This window comes from Geodermatophilus sp. SYSU D01186, from assembly GCF_054050215.1.
This window is the reverse complement of record NZ_JBJGYW010000039.1, coordinates 12,392-27,477: the sequence shown is the minus strand read 5'-3', so window position 1 is coordinate 27,477 and position 15,086 is coordinate 12,392. Positions and strand designations below refer to the sequence as shown.

At 75.4% G+C, this 15,086-nt stretch carries 13 protein-coding genes; 5 read left to right on the top strand and 8 right to left on the bottom strand.

Annotated features, from left to right (window positions below; translation table 11 throughout):
• The first annotated feature begins 70 nt into the window (after positions 1-70).
• Positions 71-1,159, top strand: a complete 1,089-nt coding sequence (locus ACI784_RS21960) for a DUF4192 domain-containing protein (protein WP_457014898.1) — start codon at positions 71-73, stop codon at positions 1,157-1,159.
• Positions 1,160-1,165: 6 nt separating this feature from the next.
• Here the strand turns inward: ACI784_RS21960 and ACI784_RS21955 are convergent, their stop codons facing one another.
• Positions 1,166-3,265 (bottom strand): S9 family peptidase, encoded by a 2,100-nt coding sequence (locus tag ACI784_RS21955; RefSeq protein ID WP_456924419.1) that lies wholly within the window; start codon positions 3,263-3,265, stop codon positions 1,166-1,168.
• Between the two features lie 99 nt (positions 3,266-3,364).
• Positions 3,365-4,072: a metal-dependent transcriptional regulator gene (locus tag ACI784_RS21950; RefSeq protein WP_456924418.1), complete on the bottom strand. Its 708-nt coding sequence runs from the start codon at positions 4,070-4,072 to the stop codon at positions 3,365-3,367.
• A gap of 169 nt (positions 4,073-4,241) precedes the next feature.
• On the opposite strand from ACI784_RS21950, the gene ACI784_RS21945 reads away from it, so the two are divergent.
• Together ACI784_RS21945 and ACI784_RS21940 are read left to right on the top strand one after the other, a co-directional pair.
• Complete coding sequence (locus tag ACI784_RS21945; protein WP_457014897.1) at positions 4,242-5,423, top strand: acetoin utilization protein AcuC; 1,182 nt, start codon at positions 4,242-4,244, stop codon at positions 5,421-5,423.
• On the top strand, positions 5,416-8,124 hold the full coding sequence (locus tag ACI784_RS21940) for a bifunctional acetate--CoA ligase family protein/GNAT family N-acetyltransferase (RefSeq protein ID WP_457014896.1): 2,709 nt from the start codon (positions 5,416-5,418) through the stop codon (positions 8,122-8,124). The genes ACI784_RS21945 and ACI784_RS21940 overlap by 8 nt, the downstream gene beginning before the upstream one ends.
• A 4-nt stretch (positions 8,125-8,128) precedes the next feature.
• Here ACI784_RS21940 and ACI784_RS21935 read toward each other — a convergent pair whose 3' ends face one another.
• The 5 genes from ACI784_RS21935 to ACI784_RS21915 all read right to left on the bottom strand — a co-directional run bounded on the left by ACI784_RS21935 (position 8,129) and on the right by ACI784_RS21915 (position 12,775).
• Entirely contained in the window at positions 8,129-8,944 is an 816-nt protein-coding gene (locus ACI784_RS21935; protein WP_457014895.1) for a methyltransferase domain-containing protein, read from the bottom strand.
• Positions 8,945-9,133: 189 nt separating this feature from the next.
• Entirely contained in the window at positions 9,134-10,126 is a 993-nt protein-coding gene (gene sigB, locus ACI784_RS21930) for an RNA polymerase sigma factor SigB (protein WP_456924414.1), read from the bottom strand.
• 253 nt (positions 10,127-10,379) lie between these two features.
• Positions 10,380-10,811: a D-aminoacyl-tRNA deacylase gene (gene dtd / locus ACI784_RS21925; protein ID WP_457014894.1), complete on the bottom strand. Its 432-nt coding sequence runs from the start codon at positions 10,809-10,811 to the stop codon at positions 10,380-10,382.
• Positions 10,812-10,871: 60 nt separating this feature from the next.
• Complete coding sequence (locus tag ACI784_RS21920; protein ID WP_457014893.1) at positions 10,872-11,930, bottom strand: hypothetical protein; 1,059 nt, start codon at positions 11,928-11,930, stop codon at positions 10,872-10,874.
• Entirely contained in the window at positions 11,927-12,775 is an 849-nt protein-coding gene (locus ACI784_RS21915; protein WP_457014892.1) for a DUF4142 domain-containing protein, read from the bottom strand. Before ACI784_RS21915 ends, ACI784_RS21920 begins: the two co-directional genes overlap by 4 nt.
• A 609-nt stretch (positions 12,776-13,384) precedes the next feature.
• On the opposite strand from ACI784_RS21915, the gene ACI784_RS21910 reads away from it, so the two are divergent.
• Positions 13,385-13,693, top strand: coding sequence for a hypothetical protein (locus ACI784_RS21910; RefSeq protein ID WP_456925823.1), 309 nt, complete (start codon positions 13,385-13,387; stop codon positions 13,691-13,693).
• Here ACI784_RS21910 and ACI784_RS21905 read toward each other — a convergent pair.
• Positions 13,666-14,169 (bottom strand): ANTAR domain-containing protein, encoded by a 504-nt coding sequence (locus tag ACI784_RS21905; RefSeq protein WP_457014891.1) that lies wholly within the window; start codon positions 14,167-14,169, stop codon positions 13,666-13,668. The genes ACI784_RS21910 and ACI784_RS21905 overlap by 28 nt on opposite strands.
• 264 nt (positions 14,170-14,433) lie before the next feature.
• On the opposite strand from ACI784_RS21905, the gene ACI784_RS21900 reads away from it, so the two are divergent.
• On the top strand, positions 14,434-15,084 hold the full coding sequence (locus ACI784_RS21900; protein WP_457014890.1) for a chemotaxis protein CheB: 651 nt from the start codon (positions 14,434-14,436) through the stop codon (positions 15,082-15,084).
• Positions 15,085-15,086: the final 2 nt, after the last annotated feature.

Here is a 15,086-nt window from a genome sequence, read left to right as displayed (position 1 = left end):
AGGCCCGGCCGCGGTCCACAGGTACCGCGCAGGCGCCCCACCCGGGCCTCCCGGCCCCGAGGGTCGGGGCATGGACGACACCCCACGGCCCGAGGTCCGCATCTCCGACACCGGTGAGGCGGCCGCGGCGCTGCCGCACCTGATCGGCTTCCACCCGCACGAGTCGGTGCTGCTGGTCGGCCTCGGCGGGCCCAGCGGCCGGCGGGTCGGGCTGACCGTGCGGGCCGACCTCCCGGCGCGGGCGGCGTCGGCGCCGGCCGCCCGGCTGCTGGCACGCAGCGTCGCCACCGACGACCCCTCGGGGGTGGTCGTGGCGGTGGTCTCGGAGTCGCCGGACGACCTCGAAGCCCTGCCCGGGCAGCCCTCCGGCGAGGTCGTGGCCGGGCTGCCGCACCGCGACGTCGTGCACGACGCGGTGGTCGCGCTCGCCGCGCTGGACATCCCGGTGGTCGACGCGATCCTGGTCCGCCGCGGCCGGTGGTGGTCCTACGACTGCCCGGAGCCCTGCTGCGCCCCCGGCGCCGGTACGCCGCTGCCGGCCGGGGTCTCCGAGCTGGCGGCCGCCTCCGTCGCCGGGGGCGTGGTCGTCGAGCGCGACCGCGCGGCGCTGGAGGCCCGGATCGCCCGCGTCGACGAGCCGGCCGCGGCGGCGATGGAGGCCCTCGCCTGGCGGGTGGGCGACCGCGCCGCGCGAGCGGTCCCGGCCGACCGGGACGTCGCGGCCCGCCGCGGCTGGGAGACCGTGGTCCGGGCGCTGCAGCGCTGCCGGCCGGGCGCTGCCGGCAGCGGCCGGCTCCCGGACTCCGACGTCGCGCACGTGCTGTGGGCGCTCGCCGACATCCGGGTGCGCGACCGTGCACTCACCCTCGCCCTCGGGGACGACGCCGCCGCGGCCGAGGCGCTGTGGACCGAGTGCACTCGCCGGGCACCGGTCCCGCTGGACGCCGCACCGGCCACCCTCCTCGCGGTGAGCGCGTGGCTGCGCGGCGACGGCGCGATGGCCAACGTCGCCCTCGAGCGGGCCCTGGCGAGCCGGCCGACCTACACCTTCGCCCAGCTGCTGGCCCAGGGGCTGACCGCGTGCCTGCCCCCGGGGGAGCTCCGGGCGATGATCACCGCGACGGCCGAGGAGCCCGACGAGGTCTGGGCCGCGGGATGAGGGTGCTCAGAGCAACTCCGGCCGCTGCCACTCCTCGCCCAGCACGTGCTCGGCGAGGAACGCCAGCACCGTCTCGTACCAGATCCGCGCGTTCCCCGGCGTCAGGACCCAGTGGTTCTCGTCGGGGAAGTAGAGGAACTTGGACGGCACGCCCCGCTTCTGCAGGTCGTACCAGAGGCGCAGCGCCTCCCCGATCGGCACGCGGTAGTCGTGGTCGCCGTGGATGACCAGCATCGGCGTCCGGATGGCGTCGGCGAACCGGTGCGGCGAGTTCTGCTCGTAGCGCTTGGGCTGCTGCAGCGGGTCGCCCCACTCCTGCTCCCAGAAGTACGCCGCGTCGGTGGTGCCGACGAAGGAGTCGATGTGCCAGAGGCTGGCGTGGGTGACGATCGCGCGGAACCGGTCGGTCTGGGTCGCGACCCAGTTGGCCATGTAACCGCCGAAGGAGCCGCCCATCGCCGCGGTGCGGGTGGCGTCGACCTCCGGCACCTGCTCCGCGGCGTCGACGGCCGCCATGAGGTCGGTGTAGGGCGCGTCCCCCCACGCGCCCCAGCCGCGGCGCACGAACTCCTGGCCGAAGCCCTGCGACAGGGCCGGGTTGGGCAGCAGGACGGCGTAGCCCCGGGCGGCCATGACCCAGGGGCACCAGCGCCACGACCACGAGTTCCAGCTCATCAGCGGGCCGCCGTGGATCCACAGCAGCAGCGGAGCCGGGCGGTCCGCCGACGCCCCCTCCGGCAGCACCAGCCACGACTGCACCCGGGTGCCGTCGGCGGCGGTCGCCGTCACCTCGTGCAGGGTGCCGGGCAGGGCGTCGAGGGCGCCGGGGTTGGGCAGGGGCGCGGGGTGCTGGCCGGGAGCCTCCGGGTCCAGCCGGACGGGGGCCGGCGGCTCGTCGTACGCCGAGCGCAGGGCGTACAGGGCGCTGCCGTCGCGGGCCACCTGCAGGTCGCTGTAGGCGCCGTCCGTGGTCAGGCGCACGGGCGTCCCGCCGTCGGCCGGCACCCGGAACAGCGCGTGCCGGCCGTCGTCGTCGGCGAGGAAGTACACCGCCGCGCCGTCCGCGGCGAACTGTGGGGCGCTGGGCCAGCGGTCGAGGTCGGGGGTGAGGTCGCGGACCGCCCCGGTGGCGACGTCGACGTGCAGGAGCGTGTAGTCCGGCGCGTCCTCGTACGTCGGCAGCGTCTCCCGCACGCAGACCACCGCGGTGCCGTCGGGGGAGAAGCGGGCGGAGTGGACGTCGGCCAGCGGGTCGTCGACCAGCACGCGGGCCTCGCCGGTGGCGGTCTCGAGGACGACGAGTCGGTCGCGGCGGCCGGCCGGACCGTGGGGCACCGGCTCGACGCGGACCACCAGCCGGCCGTCGGGGGAGAGCGCCGGGGAGTCCCCGGCCTCGTCGGGCGGGACGACGTCGGGCGTCAGGTCGCGCAGCGGACCCGGCTCGGCGGCGGCTCCTGCGGGTGGCTCCGCGGGCAGCCGGCCGAGCCAGAACAGGTGCGGTGCGGCCGGCCCGAGGTCGGAGTCCCAGTGCCGGACCGGGTAGGCCTCGTGGAGGATCGCGCTGATCCCCGCGTCCTTGCGTTGCTTGCGGCGCTCGGCGTCGGCCTCGGCGTCCGCGGCGCCGGGCATCGCCGAGGCCACGACCACCACGTCCCCGGAGTCCGCGGCCACCGCGAAGCCGCCGACGCCGCCGGGGTGGACCACCACGGGCCGGGCCTCGCCGCCGTCGGCCGGCAGGCTCCACAGCGCGGGCCGGGGGTCCTCACCGTCCCGCTTGGCGTCCGGGTCGGGGCGGGCGGAGGTGAACAGCAGCGACCCGTCGGGGGCGAAGGCCGGGGCCGACTCCCCGGGCGCGCTGCGGGTGAGCCGGCGGGCCGGGCGGCGTCCCTCCGGGTCGACGTCCCACAGCGCCGACTGCCACTTCGTGCGCTCGGGGTCCAGCGTCTGCACCGAGACCACCAGCCGCCGGCCGTCGGAGGAGAGCGCCAGCCCGGTGAGCCGGGGCAGCGCGACGAAGGCGGCCAGGTCGGCGAACGGCGAGGTGCCCGGGGTGGCGTCGTCCCCGGCGGGGGCGGACGGGTCGGTCGCGGCGGGAGGCTGGCTCACGCGGGGCCTTCTCTCGTGTCCGGTCGGAGCGGTCGGGCCCACCGTAGTGAGCCCGACCGCCGCGCCGTCCCCGCGTCGCGGGCCGGGCCCGCTCCCGGCTCAGAGCCGGGGCGCGGCCTCGACCGGGGTGAGGTCCTCGTCCAGTGCGCTGACGAACACGTGCTGGGACACGCCGGCGGGCAGCACCTCGCCGTCCACGGCCACCGTGCCGGCCACCAGCTGGGCCACCACGGTCGCGCCCGGCCGCAGCCCCTGGTCGGCCAGCGAGCGCATGAGTTCGGAGTCCTCCTGGAGCTGCTCGCTGATCCGCTTGACCTCCACGCGGCGCCCCTCGGGGGTGGCCGTCGTGGACAGGAGGGTCAGCGAGTCCAGCACCGCGGAGGTCTCGCCCCCGAGCGCGTCCAGCCCCGGGATGGGGTTGCCGAACGGCGAGACACTCGGGTTGCCCAGCAGGGTGAGCAGCTTGCGCTCGACGGCCTCGCTCATGACGTGCTCCCAGCGGCACGCCTCCTCGTGGACGTCGGCGTAGTCCAGGCCGATCACGTCGACCAGCAGGCACTCGGCGAGGCGGTGCTTGCGCATGACGGCGGTGGCCAGCTGGCGCCCCTGGTCGGACAGCTGCAGGTGCCGGTCACCCTCGACGGTCAGCAGACCGTCACGCTCCATCCGGGCGACCGTCTGGCTGACCGTGGGGCCGCTCTGGTGCAGCCGCTCGGCGATCCGGGCGCGGAGGGGGACGATCCCCTCCTCCTCCAGCTCGAAGATCGTCCGGAGGTACATCTCGGTGGTGTCGATGAGGTCGTTCACAGGTCTCCTCCGTGTCGCCCCCGATGGTACGGGCGGAGGCCTCGTGGGCGGGGTCACGCGGCGGTGCGTCCAGGGCTCGCGAACGGGTCGCCGGCGGTAGCGTCCCACCCGGAAGTGGTCCGGGGTCGTCGACGACCCCCTCCGTCCCGCCCGTCAGCGAGGAGAGCTGGTGAGTGACTCCGTTGCGGTCGTCTGGGACGACGCGCTGCTCGGCTACACGATGGGCGGGGACCACCCGCTGCACCCTGTCCGGCTCGACCTCACGATGCGGCTGGCGGACTCCCTCGGCGTCCTGACCTCCGACCGGCTGCAGGTGCTCCAGCCGACCGCTGCCGACACCGACCTGCTCACGCTCGTGCACGACCCGGCCTACCTCGACGCGGTGCGGCGCGCGCCGGCCGACCCCGACGTCGGGTTCGGCCTCGGCACGCCGGACAACCCGATCTTCGAGGGCATGTACGACGCCGCCGCGCTGATCACCGGCGGCAGCGTGCTCGCCGCCCAGCAGGTGCACGCGGGCACCGCCCAGCACGCGGTGAACATCTCCGGCGGCCTGCACCACGCCATGCGCGACCGGGCCTCGGGCTTCTGCGTCTTCAACGACGCCGCGGTGGCCATCGCCTGGCTGCTCGCGCAGGGCCACGAGCGGATCGCCTACGTCGACATCGACGTCCACCACGGGGACGGCGTGCAGGCGGCGTTCTACGACGACCCGCGGGTGCTCACCGTCAGCGTGCACCAGACGCCGCTCACCCTGTTCCCGGGGACCGGTTACCCCGAGGAGACCGGGGAGCCGGCCACGGCGCTGGGCAGCGCGGTCAACCTCGCCCTCCCCAACGGCACCGACGACTCCGGCTGGCTGCGTGCCTTCCACGCCGTCGTGCCGAGCGTCCTCAAGGCCTTCAAGCCGGAGATCCTCGTGACCCAGTGCGGCTGCGACGCCCACCACGAGGACCCTCTCGCCGACCTCTCGCTCACCGTCGACGGCCAGCGGGCCAGCTACCGGGCGCTGCACGACCTCGCGCACGAGGTCTGCGACGGCCGCTGGCTGGCCCTCGGCGGCGGCGGGTACGGCCTGGTCCGCTGCGTGCCCCGCGCCTGGACCCACCTCATCGCCGAGGCCGGCGGGGACCGGCTGGACCCGGCGACGGAGATCCCCCAGTCGTGGCGGGAGGACGTCGCCCGCCGCGGCCTGCGCGCCCGCCCACCGACACACATGACCGAGGGCGGCTACACCGGCTTCTCGCGCTGGGACCCGTTCACCGAGTCCCGCGTCGACCGCGCCATCTCCCGCACCCGCCGGGCCTCGTTCCCCTACTTCGGCCTCGACCCGGACGACCCCCGTGACTGACCAGCAGACCCAGACCGTCCCCGCCGACGAGGTCGGCACGCCCCCGGCGCACTGGGAGGCCGACATCATCGCCGCCGACGGCGGCACGCTGCACCTGCGACCGATCCGTCCCGACGACGGCGACGCGCTCGTCGGGCTGATGGAGCGCAGCTCCGACCAGACCCGCTACTACCGGTTCTTCGGCCCGATGAAGCGGCTGTCCGACCGGGACCTGCACCGGTTCACCCACGTCGACCACGACTCCCGGGTGGCGTTCGTGCTGGTGCTCGGCGACCAGGTGATCGGCGTCGGCCGCTACGACCGCTACCCCGACACCGCCGACGCCGAGGTCGCCTTCCTCATCGAGGACGCCCACCAGGGCCGCGGTCTGGGGTCGGTCCTGTTGGAGCACCTGGCCGCCGCGGCGCGGGAGCGCGGCATCGACCGCTTCGTCGCCGAGGTGCTGGCGCAGAACAACCGGATGGTGCGGGTCTTCCTCGACGCCGGCTACACCCCCGAGCGCACGTACGAGGAGGGCGTGGTCCACCTGACCTTCCCGATCGCGCCCACGGAGACGGCGCTGGCGGTGCTGTACGAGCGGGAGCAGCGCAGCGAGTCGCGGTCGATCGCCCGGCTGCTCACGCCGTCCTCGGTCGCGGTGGTGGGAGCCAGCAACGACGAGGAGAAGATCGGCCACGCCGTCCTGCGACACCTGCTCGACTACGGCTTCCGCGGTCCGGTCTACCCGGTGAACCCCGGTGCCCGGCACGTGCGGGGGGTGCCCGCCTACGCCTCCATCGAGGCGATCCCCGACGACGTCGACCTCGCGGTCCTCGCGGTGCCGGCCGACGAGGTCGCCGGCGTGGTGGAGGCCTGCCGGCGCAAGCGGGTCCGCGGCCTGGTGGTGATCTCCGGGGGGTTCGGGGAGTCCGGTCCCGAGGGGCGGGCCGCCGAGCGCGCGCTGGTCGCCGCCGCGCGGGCGTCGGGGATGCGGGTGGTCGGCCCCAACTGCCTGGGCATCGTGAACACCGACACCGCGGTGCGGCTGAACGCCAGCCTCGCGCCCCGGATCCCCGGGCGCGGCCGGGTCGGCTTCTTCGCGCAGTCCGGGGCGCTCGGGTCGGCGCTGCTGGAGCAGGCGCGCACCCGCAACATCGGGCTGTCCAGCTTCGTCTCGGCCGGCAACCGAGCCGACGTGAGCGGCAACGACCTGCTGCAGTACTGGGCCACCGACCCCGGCACCGAGGTCGTGATGCTGCATCTGGAGAGCTTCGGCAACCCGCGCAAGTTCGCCCGGCTGGCCCGCCGGGTGGGCCGCAGCAAGCCGGTGGTCGCGGTGAAGAGCGGCCGCCACGTCCGCATGACCGAGGGCCTGGCCGGCACGTCGGTGGCGGTGCCCGAGGAGTCGGTGGCGGCGCTGTTCGCCTCGGCCGGCGTCATCCGGGTGGAGACCCTCGCGCAGCTGTTCGACGTCGGCACGCTGCTGGCCCACCAGCCGCTGCCGGAGGGCGACCGGGTCGCCGTCGTCGGCAACTCCACCGCGATGGGCGTGCTGGTCGCCGACGCCGTCCTGGAGGAGGGGCTGGCGCTGGCCTGGGAGGCGCCCGCGGACATCGGCGCCGGGGGCACGGCAGAGGAGTTCCGCGCCGCGCTCCGGACGGCCGTCGACGACCCCGGGGTGGACGCGGTGGTCGCGGTGTTCCTGCCGCCGCTGAGCCGGGGGTCGGCCGAGTTCGGCCGGGTGCTGCGCGAGGTGGCCCAGGACGCCGGCAAGCCGGTCGTCGCGACGTTCCTGTCCACCGAGGGGATCCCGCCGGAGCTCGCCGTCCCCGGTGAGGACGGGACGCCGGACCGCGGCTCGGTGCCCTCCTACTCGACCCCGGAGCGCGCCGTCATCGCGCTGGCGAAGGTGGCGGAGTACGCGCGCTGGCGGCGTCGTCCGGTGGGCGAGGTGCCCGAGCTCGACGGGGTCGACGAGCGGGCCGCGCGCGAGGTCGTCCTGTCGGCGCTGGCCGCGGAGCCCGGCGGGCGAACGCTCACCGACGACGAGACGATCGCCCTGCTGGCCGCCTACGGCGTGCCGCTGCTGGGCACGCGCACGGTGACCGACGCCGAGGCGGCCGTCACCGCCGCGGAGGCGATCGGGTACCCGGTGGTGCTCAAGTCGACGGCGCCGTGGCTGCGGCACCGCTCCGACCTCGGCGGTGTGCGGCTGGACCTGGGCGACGCCGACGCCGTCCGGACCGCCTTCGCCGCCATCCCCGCCGGCGACCCGGTGATCGTGCAGGAGATGGCCGCCCCGGGCGTGGCCACCGTCGTGGGGGTCGTCGACGACCCGTCGTTCGGCGCGCTGGTGAGCTTCGGTCTCGGTGGCGTGGCCACCGACCTGCTCGGCGACCGCGCGTACCGCACCCTCCCGCTCACCGACCTCGACGCCGCCGAGCTGGTCCGCGCACCGCGGGCGTGGCCGCTGCTCAACGGCTACCGCGGCTCCGAGCCGGTCGACGTCGCCGCCCTGGAGGACCTCCTGCTGCGGGTCGCGCGGCTGGCCGACGACCTGCCCGAGGTGCTGCAGCTGCGGCTCGAACCGGTGATCGTCGGCCCGCCGAACCCGTGGCACGGCGGGCGCTCGCTGGTGGTCGCCGGAGCCGTGGTCCGGGTCGGGCCGCCGACCGCGCGGGTCGAGCCCGGCCCCCGGCGCATGCGCAGCCCCGGCGTGTGAGGGCTCACGCCGGCGTGCGGCCGGCGACCAGGTGCCCGCGCAGGGGAGCGGCCAGCGTGCCGTCCGGGGCGGTGAAGGGCGCCAGCACCTCCCGGGCGCCGGCGCGGATGCGCTCGTAGACCTCGGGGGTGATCCGCTGGGCCAGCGGTGACCCCTCGACCTCGGTGGTGGCCAGCGCGTCGGCGGAGTCGAAGGCGGCGGTGCCCAGGTGGGTCCGGGTGGCCACCACCGTGAGGCCGGCGGAGGTGAGGGTCGCGCGCAGCTGGTCCAGGTCGCCGCAGGCCCAGTACGCGCCGAGCAGCGACGCGGCGTCGGGGCCGGCGTGCGAGACGGCCATCTCGACGAAGGGGCCGTAGGCGGGCTGGTCGGCCAGGGCGGCCGGGACGCAGACGGCGACCACGCCGCCGGGACGGGTCACCCGTGCCGCCTCGCGCAACGCCGCCGTCCGGTCCGGGAAGAACATCAGCGCCATCTGGCACAGCACCGCGTCGAAGGCGGAGTCGGGGAACGGCAGGGCGGCGACGTCCCCCTGCCGCCACTCCAGGTCGGGCCGGACCCGGCGGGCCACGGCGAGCATGGCCTCGTTCAGGTCCACGCCCACGACCCGGCCGCGGCCACCCAGCCGGTCGGCGACGGTCCGCGCGACGATGCCCGTCCCGCAGGCGGCGTCGAGGACGTCTTGTCCGGGCCGGACGCCGGCGACGTCGGCCAGCAGGGGGGCCCACTGGGCGAAGATCGCCGGCACGAAGCGGGCCTCGTAGAGCTCGGCGGCCTCGGCGCCGATCTGGAAGGTCTCGGTCGCGGCTCGCGGTGTGGTCATGGCGCGCTCCCCGGGGGCGGTGCCCCCGCTGCCGTCCAGGGTCCCGCGGTGCGGGCGCGAGGTCACCGGGTCGCTGCGCGCGCCCCCGGGACGCCGAGAGCCGGCCACCCGGAGGTGACCGGCTCTCGAGCGGTGCCGGACGGTTCGGTGCCGGGGACGGCACCTGGCCGCGGTGACGTCCGGAGGACGTCAGGCGAGATAGTCGCGGAGGGCGTCGGCGCGCTCCGGGTCGCGGAGCTTGGCCATCGTCTCGCGCTCGATCTGGCGCACCCGCTCGCGGGAGAGGCCGAACTGCTTCCCGATCTGCTCCAGGGTCCGCGGCTGGCCGCCGTCCAGGCCGAAGCGGAGGACGACGACGTCGCGCTCGCGGTCCTCGAGCGTGGAGAGCACGTTGCGCACGTCGCCCTTCATCATCTGGAAGGCGACGGCGTCCTCGGCGACCGCGGCGTCGGCGTCCTCGATGAAGTCACCGAGGCGGGACTCCTCGTCGGCGCCGACGGTCTGGTCGAGGCTGACCAGGTCGCGGGAGTACTCGAGCAGCTCGGTGATCCGCTCGGGGGTCATGTCGAGCTCGAGACCGAGCTCCTCGGGGGTGGGCTCGCGCTCCAGCTCCTGGTGGATCCGGCGCCGGGTGCGCACCACCTTGTTGACCTGCTCGGCGAGGTGCACGGGCAGCCGGATGGTGCGGCCGGAGTCGGCCATGGCGCGGGTGATGGCCTGGCGGATCCACCACGTCGCGTACGTCGAGAACTTGAAGCCCTTGGTGTAGTCGAACTTCTCCACGGCGCGGATCAGGCCGACGTTGCCCTCCTGGATGAGGTCCAGGAACGTCATGCCGTGGCCGGTGTAGCGCTTGGCCACCGAGACGACCAGGCGCAGGTTGGCCTCCAGCAGGTGCCGCTTGGCGGCCTTGCCGTCGATGGCCAGCGCCTTGTAGTCCCGCTGGTAGCTGGGGGTGAGGCCCTGCTTCTCGGCGAGCAGCCGCTCGGCGTAGAGGCCGGCCTCGATCCGCTTGGCGAGCTCGACCTCCTGCTCGGCGGTGAGCAGCGCGGTCTTGCCGATGGTGTTGAGGTACACCCGCACGAGGTCGGTCGAGACCAGACCCGTGGTGTCGGGCTCGCGGCGCGTCGAGCGCGAGCGCACCTCGAGGGTGTCGGTGGGGGAAGACTGCAGCAGCGTCACGATCTGTCTTCGTCCTTGCCTTCGGTTCGGATGCGTGCCGCCGGTCGTCGGTGGCGGCGGCGCGCGTCCGGGCGTCGTGGGTGGGGGCCCGGTCGGCCGGTTCGTCAACCGGCCGCAGCCCTCGCTCGGGTGTCCGTTGTGGTACGCCCTGCACAACGGCCGCGACGGGCCTGCGTGTTCCACCGATGCCGGGTTCCCAGCAAACGCACAGGGCGTGTGTTGTGTCACCCTGCGGTACCCCGCGCTCGGCGGATCAGACCTCCAGCAGCAAGGTCATCGGCCCCTCGTTGACCGACGAGACGAGCATCCGGGCGCCGAAGACGCCGGTGGCCACCTCGCTGCCGCGCCGGCGCAGCTCCGCGACGACCTCGTCCATCAGCGGCGCGGCCAGCTCACCGGGGGCGGCGGCGTCCCAGGAGGGACGGCGGCCCTTGCGGGTGTCGGCGTAGAGGGTGAACTGGCTGACCACCAGCACGGGCAGGTCCAGGTCGGACACCGACCGGGCGCCGTCCTCGGTGGGGAAGACCCGCAGTTCGTGGATCTTGCGGGCCAGCACCCGGGCGCGCTCGGCGTCGTCGTCCCGGCCGACGCCGACGAGCGCCAGCAGCCCCCGGCCGATCTCGCCCACGACGACGCCGTCCACCGTGACCGCCGCCGTCCCGACCCTGCTCACCACCGCGCGCACCAGGCCATCCTCGGCCGGTCCAGAACGGCATCCCGCGTGAGGGGTTGCCGAGGGGCCCGGTCAGCGGCCGTTCGACGGGTCGCCGTCGCCGTCGGTGCGCGTGTCGGTGTCGGTCCCGCTCCGGCTCTCGGAGTCGACGTCGGCACCGGTGCGCTCCGGCTCCACGGTGCGCTGCGGGGTCTCGGCCGCCGGGCGCTCCGCGGTGGCCGACGCCTCCTCGGTGCGCTGCGCGGTGACAGACGCCTCCTCGGTGCGCTGCGGGGTCTCGGTCGGCTGGCCGGCGCCCGTGTCCGCCGCATCCGCGTTGCCCGGGGGAGCCGCCTCGGCCGCATCGTCCGCCGTGACCCGGATGCGGACCGAGTCGACAGCCGGCATCTGGTTGGCGAACACCATCATCGGGATCCGGTGGGAGCCGTCGCCGGCCCACGCCGAGCACTGGGCCTCGCCGGCGGTGAGCAGTCCCGGGATCTGGACCGTGACGGTGTCCGGCGTGGCGCCGCCCCCGCCGTCCTCGGTCGCGACGAACACGGCCTGACGCTCCGGCTGGGGCGCCTCGCCGGTGTCGCCCAGCACGCGGCAGGCCGTGTGGAAGTGGCCGCGGACCAGACCGTTCGCGTCCAGGGTGGAGGACTCGAGGTAGTAGCCGCCCTCCGCGGCGGGCAGGAAGCGGTCCCGGACGAGGTTGCGCGTCGACACCTCGATCGCGAACGGCTGGCCGACCGCCACCTCGCCCGGGGCGTCGGTGATCAGCAGCTGCGGGTTGTCCTCCGCCGCGCCGACCTCGCCGAACGGGGTCGGGACGCACGCGGGCCCAACCTGGTTGCCGTCGTGCGGCGGCAGGTCGGAGTCCTCGCAGCCCTGCGCCAGCGGCACGAGTGATGCCGCGGCGTCGGACGCCGCAGTCCCGTGGTCGTGCCCCGCGGCCCCCTCGCCGGCGGCCGAGGATGACGCCGCGGCCCCGTCGCCGGCGGCCGAGGATGACGCTGCGGCCGCCTCGCTGGACTGCGCGGACGCCGTCGCGAGGCTGCCCGTGCCGGCCACCACGGCGGCGCCGAGCACAGCCCCCACGGCCATGGCTGCGGCGACGGGGAGCGCCTGGTTGGTCCTGGACCTGCTCATGCTCTGCTCCTTGCGTGGTGTCCGCGGGCCCGTGTCCGCGGTGTGGTGGTCCGGTTCTCCCGCGGTCCGGCCAGCGTCTGCACGGTTCGAGCCAGCGCCCGGCCGAAGAGGACGAGCAGGACGACGAAGAGAGCGGTGACCAGGGTGTACAGGAGGAAGTCGAGGGTGTTCGCCAGCCAGTCGGGGTGGTCGACGTCGGACGTGCTGGGCAGCAGCTCGTAGTCCACGAGCCCGGTCGACTCGAGGTACTCGATGTGCCGCTGCACGAACGCCATCGCCTCGGTCGCGAACTCGCGGATCTCCGCGCTGCGCGTCGACACCCGGACCTGGGTCAGGAACGGCAGCACGTTGCCGTGTGCCTGCCGGAGCAGGAACACGGCGCGCTCGTCGAACGCGGCGCCCTGCTGCGCGTCGATCTCGCGCATCCAGCCCTGCTGCTCCGTCGTCGGGCCGGTCGGCAGCGCGACGCCCAGTCGGGCCGCGACCTCCTCGACGATCCCGTCGAGGACGTGGTGCTCGGCGGAGATCTTGCCGCCGACCTCGCGGACCAGCGGATCGACGGCTCGCTCGGTCAGCGATGTCCCGACCGGCATCTCCCACAGACCGGCTTGCTTCACCTTCTGCAGCACCTCGCGATCGGACACCGCGAGGGGCGCACCGTCGGCGTCCGACGGCTCGGCGGCTTCGGCAGCGGTCTGTTCGACGCGCTCCATGGGGACGCCGATGCCGGTCGTGTCGCCGCCCGCGTGGGCGAGCGGGGTGTCGGCGGACGCCTCCACGGCGTCGAGCGTGCGCGCGCTCTCGGCGGCTCCCTCCGGCGCGGGCGTGGTCAGCGTGACCGTCACCGCCACGAGGGCGACGACCGCGGAGACCGGGAGGCCCGCGCGGCGGCGTCCCTGGCGGGACCAGCGGAGCAGAAGGGGAACGAGACGATGCCCGGAGGGGCGGTGGTGCATGGGGAAGGGGCCCCTCGATCGGGTGAACGGGTGTGACTCACTGAGGTTAGACGTGAGCACAGCGTGATCGGAAGTCCGTGACGGAACAGTTCTACCGAGCGTCGCTCCACCGGTCGGGGGCCTCCTCCCGCGCGGGCCCTGATGCGCCCCGCACGGACGGGCTGAGCGCCACGACCAAAGGGCCGGTGAGCGGCCCGCGGCATCGCTCGCCCGCCCCAGCCCTCGGGCGCGTCGCTCCGTGCCACCCCGCCCGGCCGTCGTCGCCACGGTGACGGATCCATGCCGGAGGTCCGGCCGCCGTCCACGACGAGGGCGTGCCCCACGGGAACCGCCGAGCTCTGTGCACAGCCACAGCAGCGCCTAAGCGATCTCCTCGGGGCTACGGAGACCCGCCCTGCTCACCACCCGCGCGCACCGGTCGAGTCTCCCCGTGACCGCCCGGCGGTGCGGGGCTGCCCGGCCCTGTCGCGCCGGGTGCGGCGCGGACAGACTGTGCGGATGGGCGCGCCCGGCGTCGGTGCGGAGCGGAGCCGTCGCGCGTTCGACCGGGCGGTGGCGCGGGAGCGCGACGCCATCGCACTGCACGAGCGAGCCGCCGTCCTGCACGAGGGAGTCGCGGACGTACTCGAGCGGGCCGCCGCACGGCAGGCGAGCGGGGCGCGGACAGGGGTGCTCCGGGAGCGGGCGGAGGCCGAGCGCCGCCTCGCCGGCACGGCGCGGGAACGCGCCCGGACCGTGCGGGCGCGCCTCACCGGCGAGGGCGTCGAGCCCGCGCGGGATCAGCCGCCGGCGGTCCTGGGCCGCTGACGCGCTGCGGCCGGGCGGTCCGGACTGCGCGTGACCGGCGGCGTGGCCGATGACGGGGACGGGAACTCGAGGGAGCCGGTGTAGACGACCTCCTCGGCGAGCCGAACGAGCTTGACGTTCCGTCGGCTGCTCTGCTTCCGCAGCAGGTCGAACGCCTGGTCCTCGGTCAGCCGGTGGCCCGCCATGAGGATGCCGATGGCCATGCCGATGCGCCGGTTGCTGGTCAGCGCGATCTGCAGGTGCGCGACCCGGCTCTCGGCCTCGGTCACCCTGCGGTGCAGCTCCGTCGGATCGCTCACCACCGGATGGCGCGCCCCGGCGGCGAGGCGCCAGCCCGCGGCACGGGCGCGCATCTGCTCCGCCTGCTGGCGCTGCGCGCGCGCCATCTCGCGCCGCACCCGGGCCCAGCCCCGCACGTCGTGCTCCGCGTGCCAGGTGGCCGCGGGTCGTGTCCTCTGCTCCAACTCGACCGTCATGGTGCGCGTGTCCCCTCTGCCGGCGGGGCCCCGGCGGCGCGTGGCTGGACCACCGGGCAGGTCTCGCTCTCCGCCGCGGACAGGCCGGAGGTGGAGGGCCGCGGTCCGGGCCTGCGCCCGGAGCACCGCGATCGGTGCTCACCACAGCGCACGGGCGACGGCGGTGCAAGTCCCGCGTCGCTCACCGGCGCGCCCTCGTGTGCGGATGGAGGTCGCGCCGCGCGCCTTGTGTCAGGTGGCTGACACAAGGGCTACCCTGGTCTCGTGACGGCCAGCGAGCTGCCGGCTCCGGCGGGACCCTTCGACGTCGTGGTCCTGGTCGGCTCCACGGGAGGGGTCAAGGCACTCGGCGTGGTCGTCTCCGGCCTGCCGGCCTCCTTCCCGACGCCGGTCGTGGTGGTGCAGCACCGCTCCGGGGCCGCACCCGACGTGCTCAGTGGTCTGCTGGGGGCACGGGCCGCCCTGCCCGTCCGGACGGCGACCCCCGGAGTCCTGCAGCGTGGGGTGACCGTGCTGCCTCCCGCCACGACCGCGGAACTGGACCAGGCCGGCCGGCTGTCGCTGCTGCCCAGTCCCGCGCTGGGCAGCGCCGACGGGCTGCTCGCCGCGGCGGCCGGCGCCTTCGGGCCGCGCGTGCTGGCGGTGGTGCTGACCGGGCGGCTGTCCGACGGTGCCGCCGGCGTCCGTGCGGTCAAGCGGGCCGGCGGCCGGGTGCTGGTGCAGGACCCGGCCGACGCCGTGGCGCCCGGCATGCCCAGCGCTGCGCTGGCCACCGGGTGTGTGGAGCACGCGCTGCCGCTGCGGTTGATCGCGCCGGCGCTGGTGGCGTACACGATGGCGCCAGGTGGCGCCGACATGCTCGCCGTCCCGGTACCGCCCTGGGCCCGCTACGGGTCGCCGCCGGTCCCGGCATGACC

Coding starts and splice junctions, on each gene's coding strand:
- ACI784_RS21960 (WP_457014898.1), top strand. CDS start 71: ATGGACGACACCCCACGGCCCGAGGTCCGCATCTCCGACACCGGTGAG.
- ACI784_RS21935 (WP_457014895.1), bottom strand. CDS start 8,944: ATGACCACACCGCGAGCCGCGACCGAGACCTTCCAGATCGGCGCCGAG.
- ACI784_RS21920 (WP_457014893.1), bottom strand. CDS start 11,930: ATGAGCAGGTCCAGGACCAACCAGGCGCTCCCCGTCGCCGCAGCCATG.
- ACI784_RS21910 (WP_456925823.1), top strand. CDS start 13,385: ATGGGCGCGCCCGGCGTCGGTGCGGAGCGGAGCCGTCGCGCGTTCGAC.
- ACI784_RS21905 (WP_457014891.1), bottom strand. CDS start 14,169: ATGACGGTCGAGTTGGAGCAGAGGACACGACCCGCGGCCACCTGGCAC.